Raw genomic sequence first — 21,227 nt, forward strand, 5'->3', positions numbered from 1 at the left:
CCGCGCAACCTTTGATGGCGGAGGTGTGCTGATGATCGATCTGGAATTGCAGGGCAAGCGGGTGCTGGTGACCGGCGGCACCAAGGGCCTGGGGCGGGCCGTGGTCGAGCTGTTTGTCGAACAGGGGGCACGGGTGTTGACTGCCGCGCGGCGCCGCCCCGAAGACATTCCGGGCGCGATAATCATCGAAGCCGACCTGGCGACGCGGCAGGGGTGCGGTGCGGTTGCGGACGCGGTTGCCACGGAGCTGGGCGGCGTGGACATCGTCGTGCATGTGCTGGGCGGGTCGTCCGCGCCCGGCGGCGGGTTTGCCGCCCTGGACGATGACGAATGGCAACGCGAGCTTGAACTGAACCTGTTCCCCGCCGTGCGCCTGGACCGGGCGCTGCTGCCGGGCATGCTCGAAAGCGGCGAAGGGGTTGTCATCCACGTCACGTCCATACAGCGCATGCTGCCCTTGCCCGAGGCGACCACCGCCTACGCGGCGGCCAAGGCCGCGCTGTCTACGTATAGCAAAAGCCTGTCCAAGGAAGTGTCGCCGCGGGGCGTGCGGGTGCTGCGCGTGGCCCCGGGCTGGATAGAAACCGAGGCCGCCGTTGCGCTTGCCGAGCGCCTTGCCCGCGAGGCAGGCACCGACTACCAGGGCGGCAAGCAGATCATCATGGACTCGCTCGGTGGAATACCGTTGGGGCGGCCCGCCCGGCCCATGGAAGTCGCCAGGCTGATCGCGTTTCTGGCTTCGCCTTGCGCCGGCGCCATCACCGACACGGAATACATCATAGATGGCGGGTCAGTGCCCACCGCATGATGTTCAGCGCGAGGCCTAGCCCGGCGCCGTGCGGCGGCGCGGGCGGTTCGCGCGGCCGACAATGCCGCGCTGCTGCGCCCAGATGATCGCCGCACTGCGGCGATGCACGCCCAGCTTGCTGTATAGCGAGGCCACATGGTTGCGGATCGTGTGCCGCGAAAGACCCAGTTCCTGCGCAATGTCGGCGTCGCCCAGGCCGCGGCACATCAGGCCCAGCACTTCGTGTTCACGCGCGGTAAGGTCGCCCAGTTCGGCGTGTGCAGAGGGCGCGACGCGCGGCTGGCGTATCTGGGCCAGCTTTTCGATGACGGTCTGGCTGAACCACGAGGCGTCTTTCATCACGGCCTCGATGGCTGCCATCAGCTCGGTTTCGCTGCGTTTGCGTTCGGTGATGTCCTGCAGCACGCTCAACATGCAGCGCTGGCCGCCAATGGTGACGGGCTCGACAGACAGCAGGCAATCGAGCAGGCTGCCGTCGCTGGTGCGCAATGGCATTTCGTAGGCCCGCAGGCTGCCCCCCTGCCTGAATGCCTTCACGGCAGGCCCAGGTGCGGGCCCCGAAAAGCCCAGCAGGCCCAGGGCATCGTCGTGCCGGGCCAGATCTGCGGCCGAGTAGCCGGTAGCGGTTTCGAATGCTTCATTGACTTCGAGCACTTTGCCTTCGCGCGTGCTCAGCAGCATGGGCGCCGGCGCCAGGCGAAACACCGTCGAAAAGCGCTCTTCGCTATGGCGCAGGGCATGTTCGACCTGGCGCCGGGATTCCAGGTCGTTGTAAGTAAACAGCATGCACGGATGCGGATCGTCGCCGATTTCGATGGGCTGGCCCGCCGCCAGCACAAGTTTCTGGCTGCCGTCGGGCAGCGAGATCAGCGTTTCGGTCTGCGGGATGGTGCGGCCTTCTGCAAGACGGGTGCGCAGGTCGGCGTCGCGCCCCGCGTCGCCCAATGCATCGACGTCGCCAAAATCATGGCCCAGCACGTCCTGGCGCTCGTAGCCGGTCATTTGCAGGAACCCCTGGTTGACTTTCACGTATTGCATATCCGCGAGCGAACAGATCAGCGCCGGGGCGGGGTTTGCGTTGAACGTGCGCTCGAAGCGCTGCTCAGCCGCGTGGCGCTGGGTGATGTCCAGCAGTATCAGCACCATGCCCTGTGGCTGCGCTTGCGCGTCGGTCACCAGCAGCCCGCGCACTTGCTGTATATGGCGGTGCTCCGGGTCGTGCCGGCGGCATACTTCGACGACCAGGTCCTTGAAGGCTTCTCCTGCCAGGACGCGGTCCATCGGGTATTGCCGTGCCTGCAGTTTGCGCTGATTGAGATAGCGCAGGGCATATCGCTTGCGATAGCCGGCGGCGGTTTCGCCAAGGTCGGCCAGCGTCGTTGCGCCATGCATCTTGAGCGCCGTGTCGTTGGCCCACGCAATGCGGCGGTCCGGGTCCAGCAGGATGATGCCTTCGACGAGGTCATCAACAATTTCCAGCAGCAGCCGGCGCTCTGGGGTAAAGACGGTAGATGCCCGCTTTTTCATATGCCTCCGCCGGACAGCGCGCCCAATATACAGAGCGCCGGATCCGCATCGCGAAATTACCTGAAAATCGCGATGCCGTCTGTACGGTTTGTCCCTGCTGCGGATGCGCGCCGCCTGCCCGTCCCCCGGCCGGTGCTAGGCGCCCTTGATGTCGGCCTGCTTGATGACTTCGGACCACTTGGTCATCTCGGCATCGATGAACTGCGCGAAGGCGGCCGCATTGCCGGGCCGGGGCTCCATGCCCTGCGTCAGGAAACGCTGCCGGATGGCGAGGTCCGCCAGCGCGCGATTGACCTCGTCATCTAGCCGCCGCGTAATATCGGCGGCTACCCCCGCGGGGGTCATGAACCCGTACCAGCCCGAGGCGATCACGCGCGGCAAGCCCTGGGCGGGCAGGGGTTGTGCGTTCGGATAAATGTCGCTGGCTTGCTCCGAGGCAACGCCCAGCACGCGCAGCCTGCCGCTTTCAATATGCGGCAAGGCGGCGGTGATGGCGGTCAGGGTGGCGTCCACGCGGCCGGCCAGCAGGTCGGTGTAGGCGGCCACATCGCCGCGATATTGCACTACCAGCCCATCGACGCCGGCATCGCGCAGGAAGAGTTCCGCTGCAAGATGTGGCAGGGAGCCGTTGCCCGGCGAGCCGAAAGTCAACCCGTCGGCGCGCGACTTGCCATAGGCAACCAGTTCCCCCGCCGACGTGGCGGGTGATTCCGCATTGACAACGAGAAACAGCGGGACGGTGGCCACCATGGCAACGGGTTGCAGATCCTGCTTCGGGTCGTAGCCCAGTTTGCCGTACAAGGCCTGCAGCGTGGAATAGGGCGCCGCCGCGTACAGGACGGTATAGCCGTCGGGCGGCGCGTCGGCCACGAACTCGTTGGCCACCCGAGTGCCGGCGCCCGCCTTGTTTTCCACGACGAAGCTACGGCCAAGACGCTGGGACAGGTAGTCTCCCAGCAGCCTGGCCGAGAGGTCGCTGGGGCCGCCGGCGCCATAGGGGCATACGATTTTCACCGTGCGCGATGGCCAGTTGTCCTGGGCGGACACCTGCGGCATGGTGCCGGCGCATGCGGCCGCGGCGGCCGCTTTCAGCAGGGCTCTTCGGCTGATGTTCATGTCTGTCTCCTGATTGTTGGAATAGGAGATCCGCCACCGGTACCGCCCAACTTCGCTGCTCGCGCGAACCTCGTGCAACGATGATAGAGTGCAAGTTCTATTAGAACAATTTTCAAATTATTGAAAACTTAGAAGCGCAGCTTATAAATGCTGCCGGCCGCAAGCCACCACGGGAGATGACGATGGCCGTTGAAGTCACACTGAGACAGTTGCGGGCGTTCATTGCCGTGCTGGAAAGCGGCAGCTTTTCCACGGCCGCCGACACGATGCATCTATCGCAGGCGGCGCTGAGCGGCCTGGTCAAGGAACTGGAAGCCCGGTTGGGCGTCCGGCTGCTCGACCGTAATACGCGCAGTGTGCAGGCGTCGGCCGTGGGGTCCGAGTTCGAGCCCATGGTGCGGCGGGTGTTGGCGGACCTGGACGAGGCGCTCGCCAGGGTGACCAATCTGAAAGAACTGCGGCGCGGACTGGTGCGCGTTGCCGCGCCCGAGACACTGTCGTGCACGTTGATGCCCGAGCTCATGGCCGGCTACGGCGCCCGCTATCCGGGCGTGGATGTCCGCTTCGACGACGTGCCGATCGAGCAGGTGCTGGCGGGCCTGCAGGGCGGCAGCGCGGATATAGGTTTCGGGCCTGCGGGAGTGCTGACGGACGATGCTTTCGAAGCGCACCCGCTGCGCGTGGACCCGTTGTGGGCGGCGCTGCGGGCGGACGATCCGCTGGCCGCGGGCGAGTCCGTCACCTGGAAGGCGTTGCGCGAGCGGCCGCTGATCAGCTATATGCCCAACCTTGTACGCAATGTGCTCAGCAATGTGCCGTCCCGCCATCATCCCCACAGCATTGTGCAGGTGCATCGGGTCAACACGGCGTTGGCCTTATTGAGAGTCAGGCCGGGGTGGGCGATATGCCCGTCTATGGCTCGATCACTGGTCGAAGGGTTTGGCCTGGTATTTCGGCCGTTACGCCAGCCCGTCGTGACGTGGCGTATCGCATTGTTCGCGCGTCCCCGGTTGTCGCTGTCGCCGGCAGTGGAGAGTTTCCTCGATTACACGCTGCACGCCGCGCGGGGGGATGCGCAGGGCGCGCCGCCGCAGTGAGTCCATGCCCGCAACGCGGGGCGTCGCGGCGCGATAAATAATCTGCGCTTATAAATTGCTCGGAAAACTCGTCTTGTCCGATAAAAAGCGCGCCGGTATCTTTCGAATTTGCCAGCGTTGGGTTTCGCGCGCTCCGTGCGGTCGCGCTACGGCAGGTATCGGGATACTCATGACGACAGACTTGGACGCTTTCCTGTCACCCGGCTCCATCGCGGTGGTGGGCGCCTCGGCTCACCCGGGCAAGATCGGCGGGGTGCCGGTCCGGTATCTTGCGGATTACGGGTACGCGGGCAAGGTGTATGCGATCAATGCGCGGGCCCCGCAAATCGATGGACAAACGGCATATGCTTCATTGCAGGCCGTGGGGCAGCCCATCGATCTGGCGATTTTCGCGATCCCGGCAGCCGCCGTAGACGCGGCACTGGACGATGCCATTGCAGCCGGGGTGAAGAATGTCGTCATGTTCTCGGGGGGGTTCGCCGAGACCGGTTCGCAGGGCGCGTGCGCGCAACGCGCCTTCATGCAGAAGGCGCGACGGGCCGGCATCCGGGTGCTGGGTCCCAACTGCCTGGGCTTCGTGAATATTGCCCGTTCGGTGTACGCAACTTTTTCGCCGGTCGTGTCCACTGGCCCGGCGCGGTCCGGCCCGGCAGGCCTGGTCAGCCAGAGCGGCGCATTCGGCGCCTACGCCTACGCCATGGCGCGCAAGCGCGGGCTGGGCCTTTCTATGTGGATCACCACCGGCAATGAGTCGGACATCGACGTCGCCGACTGTATCGCATGGATGGCGCAGGATCCCTCAACAAAGGTCATCATGGCGTATCTGGAAGGCTGCCGCGATGGCGCCAGGCTCAGGCAGGCGCTGGAGCTTGCGCGCGCCGCCGACAAGCCGGTGGTGGCGGTAAAAGTGGGCCGCACGGCCCTGGGCGCCATGGCGGCGGCTTCGCATACGGCTGCCCTGGCCGGCGACGATGCCGTGTATGAGGCGTTATTGCGCCAGCACGGCGCGTGGCGAGCCCGCAGCATCGACGAGTTCTTCGATATCGCCCATTGCCTTGCGGCAGGAAGGCGTCCTTCCAATACGCGTGTCGGCCTGCTGACCGTATCGGGCGGGGTGGGCGCCATGATGGCCGACGATGCGGCCGAAGCTGGCCTGGACGTGGCCGGGATGCCGGCCGAGGCGCAAACGCTGATACGCGAACGCGCGCCCCTGGCCGCGACGCAGAATCCCGTCGATCTCACCGGACAGGTGACGGCGGACCCGGCATTGCTGGAAACGGCCGCGCGCGCCATGCTCGGGCAGGGGGGATACGGCAGCCTGCTGATCTTCCTGGCGGCTTTCGGGGGTATGCCCGCCATGCAGCAAATGCAACGCCAACTGGCCCGCGCCTTGGGCGAGGAATATCCGGATCGCCTGGTCATTTTCAGCACCTTGGCTGACCAGGCGCAGCACGAGGCGCTGCTGGCGCAACGGTGCCTCTGCTATAGCGACCCGGCACGCGCCATCCGGGTATTGGCTGCGCTGCGCTTTTTTCAAGAGTACCGCGCTGCGCCCGCCACCATCGAGGCGGGCGCGCCGGTGGCATTGCGCGGCGGCGCCTACAGCGAAGCCGATGCGATGCAGGTTCTGGACGCCCACGGCATACCCGTGGTGCCCACGCGGCGGGCGTTCGGGTCCGACGAGGCCGCGCAACATGCAAGTGAGCTGGGCTTTCCCGTGGCGATGAAAGTGTTGTCGCCCGACATTACGCACAAGAGCGACGTCGGCGGCGTCCGATTGGGCATCGAGAATGCCTTGGCCGCTGCCCAGGCCTACGACGGCATCATGCAGGCTGTCCGGTCCCGGGCTGCCCACGCAACCGTGCAGGGCGTGCTGCTGGCGCCTATGGTCACAGGCGGGGTGGAATGCATTCTGGGCGTGCGCCGCGATCCTGTGCTGGGCTGCGTGCTGATGCTCGGGGCGGGTGGTCTGCATGTGGAACTGATGGGCGACATCAGCCTGCGGCTTGCGCCGATAAGCCATCGGCAGGCGCGCGAGATGATCGGCGAACTGAAAACGGCGCCACTGCTCTACGGGTTCCGCGGCGCGCCCGAGGCAGATGTGGAGGCCTTGGCCGATGCCATGGTGCAGTTGTCGAAGTTTGCCGTCGCGGCCGGCGATGCGCTTGAATTGGTGGAGCTCAATCCCTTCGTCGTATTGCCCAAGGGGCAGGGCGCCTGCGCCCTGGATGCGGTGCTGCTGGCGCGAGAGCCCGCCGGTGCGGACGCCCTGCAAGCCGTAATGACCACACTTCCGCTATTCGAAATGGCGCGCATGCGGGCGTCCAATACCGCGCGCAAGCATGCGGCGGCGGGCTACGCGGGCGACAGCCCCGGTTCGCGGCAGCGCTGGGTAAATCAGTTCACGCACACGCGGCGGCTGCGGGGGCCGCAAGATAAAGAAGTGGTGACGCCTAACAACGACACCCTTTTTACCAATGCGTGGCTGGACTTGTCGCAAGGGCCGCTGGTGATCCATGTGCCGGCCATGGGGCAGCGATACTGGGTGCTGGGCTTTCTTGACGCCTGGACGAATCCCTGGGCGTACGCCGGACGGCGCACGACGGGAGGCGACGCGCAACGCCTGTTCGTGCATGGCCCGGGCTGGCGTGGCCAGGCGCCGGCCGGCACGCACGTCATCAGCGCGCCGGGTGATGACATATGGGTGATAGGCCGCATATTGGCCGATCCCGATCCGCAAGATCTGGCGCGCGTGCATGCCCTGCAGGACCTCTATGCCATCACGCGCCCCGACGGGTCGCCGGCCTTGGCGCGGCTGGACGTGCTGCTGGACAACCGTGAAACCGGCGTGCCCGACGCCGACGAATATCTGCGCGTGCTGGACGTGATGCTGGCGCGCAATCCATCGCCAACCGCGTTGCCGCATTGGCCGCCCGGGGCGTCGTCCGACTTGCAACAGGCGCTGGCCAGGGTCTACACCGACCTGCGCGAGGTGGCCCAGCCATCGGAACTGGGAGGCGGTTGGACCACAGCCGTGACCGTACGGACGAATTTTGGCCAAGACATCGAGACTCGCGCGCGTGTGGCGCGCAACTGGATCGGTACGCTCGGTATCGACGAAGCTATGTACATCATGGCAGAGGTCGATGCTAATGGCGCGCCGCTGAATGGCGCATCGCGCTATGTCTTGCGGTTTCCGCCGCAGGGCGGCCCGCAAGTGGGCGCATTCTGGTCGATCACGCTGTACCGCCGCAGCGATTGCCTGCTGGTCGCCAATCCTATCGCGCGCCATTCGATCGGAGACCGCACGCCTGGCCTGGTCTACGACGCAGATGGCGGCCTGAGCATCGATATCCGGGCCGATCACCCCGGGGAAGGCCGCAACTGGCTGCCCGCGCCGCGCGACGAGGGCTTCTACCTGACGCTGCGCCTATACCAGCCGCAGCGTGCTCATCTGGAAGGGACATTCGATTACCCGCCGGTGCGGCGCGTGGGGTAAGCGCCGACGCGGTACGATTGCTTCCTGATACGTCCGGCGCGATGCCGCCGGCACTGATGGACAGGGAACGTCGTCGTGCGCATGGCCGGCAAGCAACACAAAACCGAAAAACAAGGGCGCTGGAGACGCAGGGCGTACTGGGCGCTGGGCATGCTGATGCTGGCGCTGGCCGTGGTGGGCGCGTTGTTGCCCGTCATGCCTACGACCATTTTCGTCATCCTGGCGGCGGGCTGCTTTGGCCGGGCGTCGCCGCGTTGGGAGGCCTATCTGTTGCAGCACCCGCGTTTCGGCCCGCCGTTGGTGGCGTGGCGGGAACAAGGCGCTATTTCGTCACGCAGCAAGATGCTTGCGGTGGCGGGCATGACGCTGGGCCTGGTGGTCTTCTGGGTCACCACGGACCCTGCCTGGTGGCTGGGGCTGCTGGTGGCCGCGTTCATGGCGGCCTGCGCGGCGTGGGTGGTGACCCGTCCCGCGCCGCGCCGATGAGGGTGATGCGCCGGTCAGCCTTGGGGCGACGGAATCTCCAGGCCTCGCTGGACGGCCGGGCGGTCGACGAAGGCCTCTAGTACGCGCAGCACGTTGGGGAAATCGGCGATGCCGACCAGGTCGCCCGCGCCATAGAAGCCGATCAGGTTGCGTATCCAGGGAAAGGTGGCTATGTCGGCGATGGTGTAGTCATCGCCCATGATCCATGCGCGCCCGGCCAGGTGCCCGTCGAGTACTTTCAACAGGCGCGCGGATTCGGCCACGTAGCGGTCACGCGGCCGCTTGTCTTCGTAATCTTTGCCGGCGAACTTATGAAAGAAGCCGAGCTGGCCGAACATGGGTCCGATGCCGCCCATCTGGAACATCAGCCACTGCAGCGTCTGGTAGCGAGCTGCCGGATCTTGCGGCATGAAGCGCCCGCTCTTGTCGGCCAGGTACACCAGGATGGCGCCCGACTCGAACAGGCCCAGGGGTTTGCCGCCGGGGCCGTCGGGGTCAAGAATGGCGGGGATCTTGTTGTTGGGGTTCAGAGACAGAAACTCCGGCGACATCTGGTCTTGTGTGTCGAACGAAACGCGGTGGGCCTCGTAGGGCAGTCCGGTTTCTTCAAGCATGATCGAGACTTTGACGCCGTTGGGGGTGGGCAATGAATACAGCTGGATGCGGTCCGGGTGCCGGGCGGGCCATTTGCGGGTAATGGGGAAGTTGCTCAGGTCTGCCATTGCGGTCCTTTTTGCTGGTTGGTGGACCTGTCTATCGTAGCGGTTCTGGCGCCGCTGCGTCGGGCGCCGCTGCGTCGGGCGTCCTGTCGCGGGATGCAGCCGCCGCGCGTTGCGCCAGACCGGGCGTGGGGGCCCTTGCGGTGGGCGAACAGCCGCCAGGGCGGCCGTTCGCGTTGGACGTTCAGCGGCTGCCGCCCGTGGCGGGATACTGGGGAGCCGGCGTGTTGCTGTTGTTGTCCGGAACGCCCGCCGGCGGTGGGGGCGGGGGGCTCTGCGTGTGAGAGCGGTCATAGGATGTGTCGTGGCCGTGGCGATGGTGGCCGCTACAACCGCCCAGCACGAGGCTGACGGCAACGACAGGTAACGCGAGCAAGCTGACTTTCATAACAACCTCCTTTCAGTTAAGGCCTAGCACTGCAGCACGTGGCGTGCCAGCGCCGGGCTGCCCGGGGCGGCGTAGCGGAAATTGCCTGTGCTGAAGCCCGACAGAGGCGGGTGCTACACTTAATTGATGCATCATCTAATTTCCGGGGAAGGTCGTGACCGCGGGCGCAACGCCCCGGCCGATAGCGCCCCGCCGGCGCATGTGCCGCTCTGGATGCTGGCCCTGTTTACGTTCAGCGGGACGCTGGCGATGCACATTTTTGTGCCCGCCCTGGCGATGGCCGGGAGCGACCTGCGTGCGGGCAGCGGCGCCATGCAGCTCACCGTCAGTCTTTACATCATCGGCCTGGCCGTAGGGCAGTTGATCTATGGTCCGCTGTCGGACCGCTATGGAAGGCGGCGGGTGTTGATGGCGGGGCTGGCGCTCTACACGGTGGCGGGGCTGGCGGCCACGCTCGCCCCGCAGGTGTATGCGCTGATCGCGGCGCGGCTGTTCCAGGCCCTGGGCGGTTGCGCTGGCGTGGTGCTGGGCCGCGCGATGGTGCGCGACACGGCAGCGCCCGCCGAAGCCGCAAAGCGGCTCGCGCTGCTCAACCTGATGGTAACTGTGGCACCGGGCGTCGCGCCTATTGTGGGCGGCGCCTTGGCCGCGACGCTGGGGTGGCGGGCGGTGCTGTTCGTCATGTGCCTGCTGGGCGTGGCGAACTTGCTGTTTGCATGGCGCTTGTTGCCCGAGACGGGGGCTGCGCTGGCGCGCGTCAGCGCAGCCGCACTGGCCCGTCATTACCGGCAATTGCTGGGCTCGCGCCGCTTCCTGGGCTACGCCATAGGCGGCGGATGCGCCACGACTTCGATGTTTGCTTTCGTGGCGTCGGCGCCATTCATCTTTGTGAACGAACTGCATCGTCCGCCGGATGAGCTGGGCTTTTACCTGGCCGTGCTCGTTTCCGGCGTGTGGCTGGGCAGCGCCATCACTACCCGGCTGATCGGCCGGCTGCCACTGGCGCGGCTGCTGGTTATGGGGAGCATGCTGAGCGCGGGGGCCGCGCTGGTGTTCCTGGCGCTGGTGCTGGCAGGCCACGCCACGGCATTGCCCATTATCGTGCTGATGTTCCTGTACACGCTCGGAACGGGCGTGGCCGGGCCCACCGCGCTCACATTGGCCATTAACGTCAATCCCGCCGTAATCGGCTCGGCATCGGGCCTGTATGGCGGCGTGCAGATGGGGGTGGGCGCCCTGTGCACGGCGTTGGCCGGGCTGGGCATGTCGCCGGCATTTTCCACGGCGCTGGTTCTTGCGTGCGCGGGCGTGCTGGGCCAGATGTGCTTCTGGATGGCGGGACGCGCACCGGATATCCGGTAGCGCCGACGTGGGCGGCCGCGAGGCGGCGGCGCCCGCGTCGGCCGCGCGCTACTTGGCCAGCAGCCCCAGTTGCTCGATCAGCTGCTTGTCTTTGGCGTAGGTGGCAATAGCCCATTCGCGATAGTCGTCGCTGCTGCGATAGGCAGGTTCCTGGTTCAACTGCTTCATGACTTCCACGCTGCGCGGCGACAGCAATGCCTGCTTGAACGCATCGTGCAGGATGCGTACCACCTTGGGATCCATGCCCGCAGGCCCCGCCAGCCCGTAGGGCGAGCTGGATACGACACCGTAGCCCAGCTCTTTGGCTGTCGGCACATCGGGCCAGCGCTTGGTGCGCTCTTCGCCGAATGTCACCAGCAGGCGCATCTTGCCGGAATCGACGAACTGGTCCCAGCCGGTGGCATCGCTTTGGGCCATGATGTGGCCGCCCAGCAGCGCCTGCTGCATGTCGGCGTTGCCCTTGAAGGGCACGTGGTTGAGCTTTACGTTGGCGTTGATGGCGATTTCTTCCATCAGCAGGTGGGGCGACGAGCCGACGCCGGTGGAGCCGTAATCGATGGTGCCCGGCTTGGTTCGCGCCGCCTCGATGTACTCATTGAATGTCTTGAACGGAGAGTCGGCGCGCACGGTGAAGCCGAATGTGTAGCCAGACAGGCCGACGATATAGGTGAAGTCCTTGATCGGATCCCAATCGGTTTTCATCATGTATGGCATGCGCAGCATGCCCAGGGGAAACAGGCTGATCGTGTAGCCGTCCGGTTTGGCCGACTTCGCCATGTTGGCGGGGCCGAGCGTGCCGCCGGCTCCGGGCCGGTTTTCGACGATGACGTTCTGCCCAAGATGCTTGCTGGCGTCCTCGGCTATGGCCCGAAGGTGCCGGTCGGTCGAGCCGCCCGCCGGAAAGGGCACGATCAATGTGATGGGCTGGGTGGGAAATTTGGCTTGCGCCACGGCGGTCAGCGGCAGTGCGACGGCGCCCGCTGCGGCCAGGGCCAGTGCCAGGCAAGTGCGGCGTGTCAAAGTGGGTTGCATGGGTTTGTCTCCTTTAGTGGTGCCGGCGGCCGTGCCGGCTTGGTATGCCGCGCGAAGGCGGATGCAACGGGCGGGCAGGCGGTTATTCGGCCGTCATGCCTTTCTCGCGCGCGAGCGCGCCCCATTTCTGATAATCGCTGGCGATGCGTCCGGCCATGGCCGGCGCGGGCTCGAAGTGCGCGATCGTGCCGGCATTGAGCAGCTTCTGCTGCACGTCCGGGTCGGCAAGAATGGCCTGCAGCTCGCGGTCCAGGCGGTCGATGACGGCGGGCGGCGTGCCGGCAGGCGCCAGCAGGCCGCCCCAGGACACGGCGTCGAACCCGTCGAAACCTTGTTCGCTGATGGTGGGCACATCGGGCAACACCGATACCCGGCGCGGCGAGCCGACGGCAAGGGCGCGCAGCTTGCCTGCCTGGATGTGGGGCAGTGCGGCCACCAGATCGGCGTACATCATGGAAACCTGGCCGCCGATTGTGTCGGTAATGGCCGGTACGCCCCCCTTGTAGGCCACGTGTTGCATCTTGAAGCCGCCCACGTCCTGCAGCAGTTCCATGGTCATGTGGCCGAAGCTGCCCGCACCGGAGCTGGCGTAATTCAGTTCGCCCGGGCGCGCCTTTGCATAATCGACGAGCTCGGCAAGGGTGTGTACTTGCGGCAGGCTTTGCGGATTGACCACTACCACGATCGGCAGGTCATAGACGGTGGCGACGGGCTGGAAGTCCTTGGGCGTCTCGTAGCCCACGTTCTTATAGAAAAATGGCGCGAACAGCGTGGGCGTGGCCAGCATCATCAAGGTGTAGCCATCGGGCGCCGCGCGCTTGAGCTGGTTGGCCGCGATGGAGCCTGATGCCCCCGGACGATTCTCGACAATGACCGGCTGTTGCAGCCGTGCCTCGAGCTGCTGTCCCACCAACCGCGAGGCCACGTCGGTGGGCCCGCCCGGGGGGAAAGGCACGATGAGCCTGACTGGCTTGCCGGGGTAAGGTTGCGCCACGGCAAGACCGGCGGTAAGCAGGCCGGTCGCAATCGCCAGGGCGGCGCGGCGGGCAAACGCGAAAACACAAGTACGCATACGGAATCTCAACGGTTGGGTATGGGGGGCGCAAAGGCGCTGTTCCGGTTCTGGCCGGGGTTTCAATCCCGGGCTCATTCGTCGGGCAGGGTCAACACGCCCTGCGCCCGCAGTGCTTCGAGATGCTCGTCGGTAAGCCCCAACAGGCCTCGCAGCAGGTCGCGCGTGCCTTCGCCCAGCGTGGGCGGGGCATGACGGATCGGTAGGCGCTGGCCGTCGAGCCGGTAGGGCGGGGCAAACACCGACGTGGCGCCCGCTGCGGGGTGGGGCATGTCTTGCAGCAGCCCCCCTTGGCGGGTGCGCTGGCTGGTCAGTGCCTCGTGCAGACCCAGCACTTTTCCGCACGGGATGCCGCAAGCGGCCAGGCGCTGCAGCAGCAGGTCGCGCGGAAATTCGCGTATCAGCGCCGTCACCATCGGCAGCAGCGTCAGGCGGTTCTTGGCGCGTTCGACATTGGTGGCATAGCGGGGGTCTTCGACAATGTCCGGCCGCATGACCACCTGACGGCAGAATTTGTCGAACTGGGCGTTGGTGCCCACCGCAATGATCAAAGGGCCGTCGGCCGCCTCGAACATGCCGTAAGGCACGATGGACGGATGGGCGTTGCCGTAGCGTTGCGGATCGTGGCCCAGCAGCATGGCGTCCAGCCCGTAGTAGCTGGTGATCATGATGCCGCAGTCGTACAGCGCCATCTCGATCAACCTGCCCCGGCCGGTGCGTTCGCGCCGGAACAGCGCGGCCAGCACGGCCTGCGCGGCATACATGCCGGTCATCATGTCCACCGCGGCAACACCGAATTTCAGCGGAGGCTGGTCCGCCTCGCCGTTGATCGCCATCAGGCCGGTCTCGCCCTGGATGACCAGGTCGTATCCCGGCCGGGCCGCCTCGGGGCCCGAGCTGTTGTAGCCGCTGATGGCGCAATAGATCAGGTCGGGCTTGATGGCCTTGAGCTGCGCGTAGCCCAGGCCCAGCTTCTCGGCCCCGCCGCTCTTGAAGTTGTGCAGCACGACGTCGAACTGCGGCAGCATGCGATGGATGATGTCCAGGCCTTCGGGCGATTGCAGATCCAGCGTCAGCGACCGCTTGTTGCGGTTCATGCTGTTGTAGTAGGTGGTTTCGGTCTTGCCGATGCGCATGCCCCAGTCGCGCGTATCGTCGCCGCGCACCGGGTGTTCGACCTTGACGACGTCGGCGCCGAAGTCGGCTAGCACCTGGCCGCAGAGCGGCCCGGCAAAGACGCGCGACAGGTCCAGGACGCGTACGCCCTCCAGGGGAAAGTCCAGTTCATCGACGGGTGCGTGGTGTGGGTCCATGGCGTCAATCCTGGGGGGACAGGGCGATGAAGCGCGCAAGGTGGTGGTCTTCGTCGCCGAGTTGATGGTCGATCATGACGAGGCGCTTGGCGTAGTGGGCCAGGGGCAGTTCCCATGTCATGCCGATGCCTCCGTGCAGCTGGATGCACTCTTCGGCCACCATGGCGCCGACGCGCCCGATGGTGTGCTTGGCGGCGGACAATGCGCGTTCGCGGGTGGCGCGGTCGGGGTGGTCGAGCTGGGCGGCCGCGTTGATGACCGACGAGCGGGCCTGCTCGATGTCGAGCAGGAGGTCGGCCATGCGGTGTTGCAAGGCCTGGAAGCGGCCGATGGGAACGCCGAACTGCTGGCGCGTCTGCAAGTAGGCCAGGGTGGCGTCGCGCGCGGCATCCATGGCGCCCACGGCTTCGGCGCACAGAGCCAGGATGCCCTTGCCGGTACTGCGTTCCAGCACGGCATAGGCTTTGCCGGGCTGCCCCAGCACCGCATCCGCTGCGACGCGCACGTTGGCAAGCGTAAGGTCGCCCGCCCGGCCGCCGTCGATCAGCGGATAGCCCTGCACCTGCAGCCCGGCCGCGTCCGCGGGCACCAGGAAAAGCGTGATGCCGTCGGTGTCGTCCACATTGCCGCCGGTGCGGGCCGACACGACGAAGTGGCGGGCATGCTCGGCGTGGGTGACGACGGCCTTGGCGCCGTCCAGGCGCCATCCGCCATCCGGCTCGGATTGCGCGCGCGTGTCGACACGAGACAGTGTGTAGCCCGCGTCGGGCTCGGCGTGCGCCAGGGCCACGACGGCCGAGCCGGCCTGCAGATCGGCCAATATGCCTTTCTGGCCCGGGGAACCGACGGCGGCAATGGCGTCGCCCGCGATCAAGGCATCGAGAAAAGGCTCGACGACCAGGCCGCGGCCCAAGGCCTCGAATACCACAGCGATATCGAACCCGGCGCCGCCCAGGCCGCCATCGGATTCGGAAAACAGCGCAGAGATGGCGCCCAGTTCTGCGTAGCGTTGCCAGAAGTCGGCGCTATAGCCTTCGGACGACCGGGCGATGCGATCGCGGACCGGGAACGTGTATTGCTCGGCCACGAAGCGTTTCAACATGTCCGACAGCATGCGCCGGTCATCGGTGTGCTCGAAATTCATGGGGTTAATTCCTTGCTCAAAGGCCGAGAATCATCTTGGAGATGATGTTCTTCTGGATTTCGTTCGAGCCACCGAAAATGGACAGCTTGCGGAAATTGAAATATTGGGCCGCGGCGCTGTCAGCGCCATCGGGCCCGATCTGCGGGCCGTCGTAATCGCCTTCGAGGGCCTGCGCGATATAGGGGCGCGCGTAGACGCCCATGGCCCTGCGGTTCAAGGCGGCAAGTTCCTGGCGGATCTGGGTGCCGCGTATCTTTAGCATCGAGCTTTCCGCGCCGGGCGCCGCGCCGTGGGCCGCAGCAGCCAGCACGCGCAAATTGGTGATGCGCATGTTGTCGAGCTCGATCTCGACGCGCGCCAGGCGTGCGGCGAAGGCAGGATCTTGGGAAAGCGGCTTGCCGTTGCTGCGCTGGCGCGCCGCAACCGCCTTGAGCTGCTGCAGGGCAGCGGTAGACAAACCCACGCCCGCGATGTTGGTGCGCTCGTAGGTAAGCAGGTACTTGGCGCAGGACCACCCGCGATTCTCCTCGCCCACCAGGTTATCTACCGGCACGCGCACGTCCGAGAAGAACACTTCGTTGACTTCGTGGCTGCCGTCCAGGGTGATGATGGGGCGCACTTCGATGCCGGGGGAATTCATGTCGATGAGCAGGAAGCTGATGCCTTCCTGGGGCTTGCCATCGGTGCGCGTGCGCACCAGGCAGAAGATCATGTTGGCGTGCTGGCCCAGGGTCGTCCAGGTTTTCTGCCCGTTGACGATATAGTGGTCGCCGTCGCGCACCGCGCTGGTTTTCAACGACGCCAGGTCCGACCCGGCGCCGGGTTCGGAATAGCCCTGGCACCACCAGTCGGATCCATCCAGGATGCGCGGCAGCCAATAGCGCTTTTGTGCTTCGTTGCCATACTTGATAAGCACGGGGCCTAGCATGCTCAGCCCGAAGGGCACGATGCGCGGTGCGTGCGCCAGCGCGCATTCATTTTCGAAGATGAATTTCTCTACGGCCGTCCAGCCGGTGCCGCCGTATTCCACGGGCCAGTGGCTGGCCAGCCAGCCGCGGGCATTCAGGATGGCGTGCCACGATTCCATGTCGGCCTTGGACAGGTGGCGGTTCTCGCGCACTTTTCGCGCCAGGCGCTCGGGAAGCTCGGCCGCCAGGAAGGCGCGCACCTCGTCGCGGAAGGCTTCTTCTTCGGGGGTGAAATTCAGGTCCATGGAGTCGTCTTTTCAATAGATTTCAAACAGGCCCGCCGCGCCCATGCCGCCGCCCACGCACATGGTGACCATTGCGTGCCGGACGCCGCGGCGGCGTCCTTCGATGAGTACGTGGCCGGCCAGCCGGGCACCGGTCACGCCAAACGGATGCCCCAGCGATATGGCTCCGCCGTCGACGTTGAGCCGCTCGGCAGGAATGCCCAGCATTTGCTGGCAGTAAATGGCTTGCGAGGCGAACGCTTCGTTCAGTTCCCACAGCCCGATATCGTCGGCCTTGAGCCCGTGGCGTTCGAGCAGGCGCGGCACCGCATAGACGGGGCCGATTCCCATTTCGTCGGGCTCGCATCCGGCAATCGCCAGGCCCCGGAAGGCGCCCAGCGGCTGCAGTCCGGCGCGTTCTGCATCGCGCGCTTCCATCAGGACGCAGGCTGCCGCGCCGTCGGAAAGCTGTGATGCGTTGCCCGCGGTGACGAACTGGCCGTCTCCGCGTACGGGGGCGAGCCCGGCCAGGCTTTCGTAAGTGGTGCCGGGACGGTTGCAGGTGTCGGCGTCCACGGTGACTTCGCGTTGCGTGACGGCGCCGGTCGCCTTGTCTGTGACGGCCATCGTAGTGCTCACGGCGATGATTTCGTCGCGATACCGGCCGGCTTGCTGGGCCTCGGCGGTGCGGCGCTGGCTTTCGACGCTGAAGCGGTCTTGCGCTTCGCGGCTGATGCCATAGCGCGCGGCGACGATGTCGGCCGTTTCGATCATGGGCAGGTAAAGCTCGGGCTTGTGCTGCAGAATCCAGGGGTCCGTGCCCGCGTTGGGATCATCGCGCGTGCGGATGTGTGAAATGGATTCAACCCCGCCGGCGATCATTGCGGACGCGCCGTCCATGACGATGCGCGCGGCCGCGCTGGCGATGGCCTGCAGGCCCGACGCGCAGAAACGGTTGACGGTGGCGCCTCCGACGCTGACCGGCAGCCCGGCGCGTATCACGGCCTGCCGGCCTATGTTGCGGCCAGTCGTGCCTTCAGGGTAGCCGCAGCCGAGGATGGCGTCCTCGATCATGGCGGGATCGATACCGGCGCGGTCCACTGCCGCGCGCACGGCGTACGCGGCCAGGGTGGGGCCGGGTGTCAGGTTGAACTCGCCGCGATGGGCTTTGGTGATAGGGGTACGTGCGGTAGAAACAATGACGGCTTCGCGCATGATGGTATTCCGGTTAGGCGGCATGGCGGCTGGCCCGACCCACGAGGTCGGCCGGCCCGCTCAGGCGCGGTTCAGGCTGGCAAAGTCGCGACCGCTCTCGACCAGTTCGATGAGCAGCGCAGAGGGTTGCCAGAAGTGCGGGTCCTGCGGGGCAAACTCGCGGATATCGGCCAGGATGCGAGCCAGGCCGACCTGGTCGGCGTAGTGCATGGGCCCGCCGCGGTAGCGCGGAAAGCCATACCCGGACAAAAACACCACATCGATGTCCAGCGGGCGCAGGGCTATGCCTTCGCGCAGTACATTGGCGGCTTCGTTGACCATGGCCGCGAGATAGCGGCGCATGATCTCTTCATGCGAAAACGGGCGTGGCGCGATGCCCGCGCGCTGGCGTTCGGCGTCTATGATCGCGAGCACTTCCGGGTCGGGGGTGCCGGTGCGCGCGCCATCGGGGTACAGGTAATAGCCGCGCCCGGTTTTCTGGCCGAACCAGCCGCGTTCGCAAAGGCGGTCGGCGATCTGCACATAGCGCAGCCGCGGGTCTCGCGTGGCTGCTCGGCGCTTGCGTGTGGCCCAGCCGATGTCTCCCCCAGCAAGGTCGGCCACCTGATACGGCCCCATGGGATAGCCAAAGCCGCGCACCGCGGCGTCGATGTCGTACGGCGATGCGCCGTCTTCCATCATCAGGTCGGCCGCCTGGCGATAGACGGCCAGGATGCGGTTGCCGATGAAGCCGTCGCACACGCCGGCCCGCACCGGCGTCTTGCGCAGGCGCCTGGCCAGCTCGAAGCCGGTGGCCACCGCGTCGGGGGAGGTCCGCCCGGCCACAACAATTTCGAGCAGCTTCATGATGTTGGCCGGCGAGAAAAAATGCAGGCCCAGGACGTCGGCGGGGCGGCTCGTGGCCGCCGCGATACGGTCCACATCCAGGTACGAAGTATTGGTGGCGAGCACCGCCCCAGGCTTGGCGATACGATCGAGTTCGGCGAAGACTGCAGCCTTGACGTCAAGGTCTTCGAACACGGCTTCGACGATCAGGTCGGCATCGGACAGGGCATCGTATTGCGTGGCGCCGGTGTAGCGGGCCATGCGCTCGGCCTTGCCGGCGGCATCGAGACGGCCTTTTGCGACCAGAAGATCGTAGACCTGTTCGACTCGGGCGCGGCCGCGGGCGAGCGCCTCTTCGTGTTGTTCGACCATGACCACGGACAGGCCGGCGTCGAGCATGGCCACCGCGATACCGGCGCCCATGGTGCCCCCTCCGACCACCCCCAGACGCAGCAAGGGGCGCGGCTGCGCGTGCCGGGTTTCGGGCGCCTTGGCGGTTTCGCGTTCGGCAAAGAACGCGTGCACGAGCGCCGCGCGTTGGGGGCTGTCGAGGCACTGCAGGAATAGTGCGCGTTCGGTTTGCAGGCCCGAGTCAAAAGGCTGGTCGAGGGCGGCTTGTGCCGCATCGACGATTCTGGACGGCGAGAACAGGCCGCGCTGGCGGGACTGTAGCTGCGCGCGCGCCGCATCGATGGCGGCCTGGGCCGCGGCGCGGTCCTGCAGGGCGGTGGCGTCGCGGGTAGGCCGCGGCCCGGCGCCCTGCCGAAGCAGTTCCTGGGCATAGGCAATGCCTGCCGCCCGCGCTTCGGGCTCGGCGGCAATGCGGTCTACCAGGCCCCATTCCAGGGCTTCTTTGGCAGAGGCGTGTCTGCCGCTGAGCATGATGTCCAGCGCGGCTGCCGCGCCGATCAGGCGGGGCGTGCGTTGTGTGCCGCCCGCGCCCGGCAGCAGGCCCAGATTGACTTCCGGAAGCCCCAGGCGCGCGCCGGCAAGCGCAATGCGGTAGTGCGCCGACAGCGCGATTTCAAGGCCGCCGCCCAGAACGGCGCCGTGCAAGGCCGCGATGACCGGCTTGGCGCTGGCCTCGATGGCGTTGCAGACATCGGGCAAGGCCGGCGGCTGCGGCGACTTGCCGAACTCGCGGATATCGGCGCCGGCAATGAAGTTGCGTCCAGCGCCGGTCAGCACGATGGCCCGCACGCCGGAGTCGGACTGCGCGGCGCATATGGCGTCGGCCAGACCGCGCCGCACGTCAGCGCTGAGCGCATTGACCGGCGGATGGTCGATGGTAAGAACCAGGATGTCGTCGTGCCGCTGCGATGCAACGGTGCCATGCGGCGCATGCTCAGCCATGAAGAAGCGTCTCCGGAGTGCAGGCTGTCGGCCTGTCGAGTGTGGTGTTGATGAACGCCATTTATTCTTGATCAGCAAGTTAATCTTGACAATGGCATCAAGAGTTGACAGTGCGTACAAGAAAATTTGACAATACCCGCGCTATGGACACGAAATCGCTGACGTTGTTGGTCGAAATCCTGGATGCAGGCAACCTGAGCGAAGCGGCGCGTCGGTTGAAGATGACGCGCGCGAATGTCAGCTATCACCTCGGTCAGCTGGAACGAGCCGTGGGCATGCAGCTGGTGCGGCGCACGACGCGCAGGGTCGAGCCCACTGAAATCGGCCTGAAGCTGTATCAACATGGCTGCAGCATCCGCGACGAACTGGCGGCCGCGCGCGAATCTGTCGAGACGCTGGGCAAGACTCCCCAGGGCAGGGTGCGCCTGAGCGTGCCCAGCGGCTATGGGCAGTTTGTGATGACGCCGTGGCTGCTCGAGTTCAAGCGCAACTATCCCGGCATCGTGCTGGATGTGCTCTTCGAGAACAGCGTTGAAGACCTGCTGCGCGACGAAGTGGATATCGCCGTGCGCATTACGTCGGGGCCGCCGGGGCACCTGGTGGCGCGCGAACTCGGCCAGGTGCGCTATGTGGTGTGCGGTTCGCCCGCCTACGCGGCGCGGCGCGGCCTGCCGCAGCGTCCGGAAGCGTTGTGCGGCGTGCCCATTATCAGCGCCGCCGTTATCGGCAGGCCGTTGCGGCTGTCGGCGTACCAGGGCGGCCAGCGGCAACAGGTAACGCTCGACCCCACCATCGTGTCACGCAACTATCCCTTCCTGCGCGATGCCACGCTGGAAGGGCTGGGCGTGGCGGTATTGCCAGACTATGTGGTTCACGAAGACGTGGCCCGGGGCCGGCTGGTTACCGCGCTGGACGAATGGCGGCTGAGCATTTTCGGGCGATCGATGTACTTGCTTTATATGCCCAGCCGACACCATCCGCGCGCGATTTCGATGATGATCGAGTTCATCCTGGACAAAGCCCATGCCGCGCACGAAGGCCGGCCGGGCCTGTTGCCCCCGCATTAGCCCGCGGCCAGA

The 21,227-nt window shown here is 66.1% G+C and carries 16 protein-coding genes; 6 read left to right on the forward strand and 10 right to left on the reverse strand.

The window, feature by feature from the left end:
• Positions 1 to 28: 28 nt before the first annotated feature.
• Positions 29 to 808 carry an SDR family oxidoreductase gene (locus tag CAL19_RS06640; protein WP_094796423.1) on the forward strand — a complete coding sequence of 260 codons (780 nt, stop codon included), beginning with the start codon at positions 29 to 31 and terminating at the stop codon, positions 806 to 808.
• A gap of 15 nt (positions 809 to 823) precedes the next feature.
• Here the strand turns inward: CAL19_RS06640 and CAL19_RS06645 are convergent, their stop codons facing one another.
• Both CAL19_RS06645 and CAL19_RS06650 read right to left on the reverse strand, forming a co-directional pair.
• The gene (locus CAL19_RS06645) at positions 824 to 2,335 is read right to left on the reverse strand and encodes a PAS domain S-box protein (RefSeq protein WP_094796318.1); all 1,512 of its coding nucleotides are present in this window, start codon (positions 2,333 to 2,335) and stop codon (positions 824 to 826) included.
• A gap of 135 nt (positions 2,336 to 2,470) precedes the next feature.
• Positions 2,471 to 3,451 carry a Bug family tripartite tricarboxylate transporter substrate binding protein gene (locus CAL19_RS06650; RefSeq protein ID WP_094796319.1) on the reverse strand — a complete coding sequence of 327 codons (981 nt, stop codon included), beginning with the start codon at positions 3,449 to 3,451 and terminating at the stop codon, positions 2,471 to 2,473.
• A gap of 182 nt (positions 3,452 to 3,633) precedes the next feature.
• Here CAL19_RS06650 and CAL19_RS06655 point away from each other — a divergent pair, with 182 nt between their 5' ends.
• From CAL19_RS06655 to CAL19_RS06665, 3 genes are all read left to right on the forward strand, one after another.
• Positions 3,634 to 4,548, forward strand: coding sequence for a LysR family transcriptional regulator (locus CAL19_RS06655; protein WP_026638218.1), 915 nt, complete (start codon positions 3,634 to 3,636; stop codon positions 4,546 to 4,548).
• Positions 4,549 to 4,717: 169 nt separating this feature from the next.
• A complete protein-coding gene (locus tag CAL19_RS19900; RefSeq protein ID WP_094796320.1) occupies positions 4,718 to 8,047 on the forward strand; it encodes an acetate--CoA ligase family protein in 3,330 nt (1,109 codons plus the stop codon).
• An 81-nt stretch (positions 8,048 to 8,128) separates the two neighbouring features.
• On the forward strand, positions 8,129 to 8,533 hold the full coding sequence (locus tag CAL19_RS06665; protein ID WP_094796321.1) for a YbaN family protein: 405 nt from the start codon (positions 8,129 to 8,131) through the stop codon (positions 8,531 to 8,533).
• 14 nt (positions 8,534 to 8,547) lie between these two features.
• Here CAL19_RS06665 and CAL19_RS06670 read toward each other — a convergent pair whose 3' ends face one another.
• Complete coding sequence (locus CAL19_RS06670; RefSeq protein ID WP_026638215.1) at positions 8,548 to 9,255, reverse strand: glutathione S-transferase N-terminal domain-containing protein; 708 nt, start codon at positions 9,253 to 9,255, stop codon at positions 8,548 to 8,550.
• 511 nt (positions 9,256 to 9,766) lie between these two features.
• Between CAL19_RS06670 and CAL19_RS06675 the strand changes: the two genes are divergently transcribed.
• Complete coding sequence (locus CAL19_RS06675; RefSeq protein WP_051423615.1) at positions 9,767 to 11,002, forward strand: multidrug effflux MFS transporter; 1,236 nt, start codon at positions 9,767 to 9,769, stop codon at positions 11,000 to 11,002.
• Positions 11,003 to 11,050: 48 nt separating this feature from the next.
• Here CAL19_RS06675 and CAL19_RS06680 read toward each other — a convergent pair whose 3' ends face one another.
• From CAL19_RS06680 to CAL19_RS06710, 7 genes are all read right to left on the reverse strand, one after another.
• Entirely contained in the window at positions 11,051 to 12,034 is a 984-nt protein-coding gene (locus tag CAL19_RS06680; protein ID WP_094796322.1) for a tripartite tricarboxylate transporter substrate binding protein, read from the reverse strand.
• Between the two features lie 82 nt (positions 12,035 to 12,116).
• Positions 12,117 to 13,106 (reverse strand): Bug family tripartite tricarboxylate transporter substrate binding protein, encoded by a 990-nt coding sequence (locus CAL19_RS06685; RefSeq protein ID WP_094796323.1) that lies wholly within the window; start codon positions 13,104 to 13,106, stop codon positions 12,117 to 12,119.
• 74 nt (positions 13,107 to 13,180) lie between these two features.
• Entirely contained in the window at positions 13,181 to 14,419 is a 1,239-nt protein-coding gene (locus tag CAL19_RS06690) for a CaiB/BaiF CoA transferase family protein (RefSeq protein WP_026638212.1), read from the reverse strand.
• 4 nt (positions 14,420 to 14,423) lie between these two features.
• Entirely contained in the window at positions 14,424 to 15,563 is a 1,140-nt protein-coding gene (locus CAL19_RS06695; RefSeq protein ID WP_094796324.1) for an acyl-CoA dehydrogenase family protein, read from the reverse strand.
• 16 nt (positions 15,564 to 15,579) lie between these two features.
• A complete protein-coding gene (locus tag CAL19_RS06700; protein WP_026638210.1) occupies positions 15,580 to 16,776 on the reverse strand; it encodes an acyl-CoA dehydrogenase family protein in 1,197 nt (398 codons plus the stop codon).
• Positions 16,777 to 16,788: 12 nt separating this feature from the next.
• Entirely contained in the window at positions 16,789 to 17,970 is a 1,182-nt protein-coding gene (locus CAL19_RS06705) for an acetyl-CoA C-acyltransferase (protein ID WP_026638209.1), read from the reverse strand.
• A 60-nt stretch (positions 17,971 to 18,030) separates the two neighbouring features.
• Positions 18,031 to 20,148, reverse strand: a complete 2,118-nt coding sequence (locus CAL19_RS06710) for a 3-hydroxyacyl-CoA dehydrogenase NAD-binding domain-containing protein (protein WP_094796325.1) — start codon at positions 20,146 to 20,148, stop codon at positions 18,031 to 18,033.
• A 143-nt stretch (positions 20,149 to 20,291) separates the two neighbouring features.
• Between CAL19_RS06710 and CAL19_RS06715 the strand changes: the two genes are divergently transcribed.
• Positions 20,292 to 21,215 carry a LysR family transcriptional regulator gene (locus CAL19_RS06715; RefSeq protein ID WP_094796326.1) on the forward strand — a complete coding sequence of 308 codons (924 nt, stop codon included), beginning with the start codon at positions 20,292 to 20,294 and terminating at the stop codon, positions 21,213 to 21,215.
• Positions 21,216 to 21,227 lie beyond the last annotated feature (12 nt).

Origin of the sequence: Bordetella genomosp. 7 (assembly GCF_002261265.1) — a bacterium.
In the GTDB taxonomy this organism is placed as follows: Bacteria; Pseudomonadota; Gammaproteobacteria; order Burkholderiales; family Burkholderiaceae_B; genus Bordetella_A.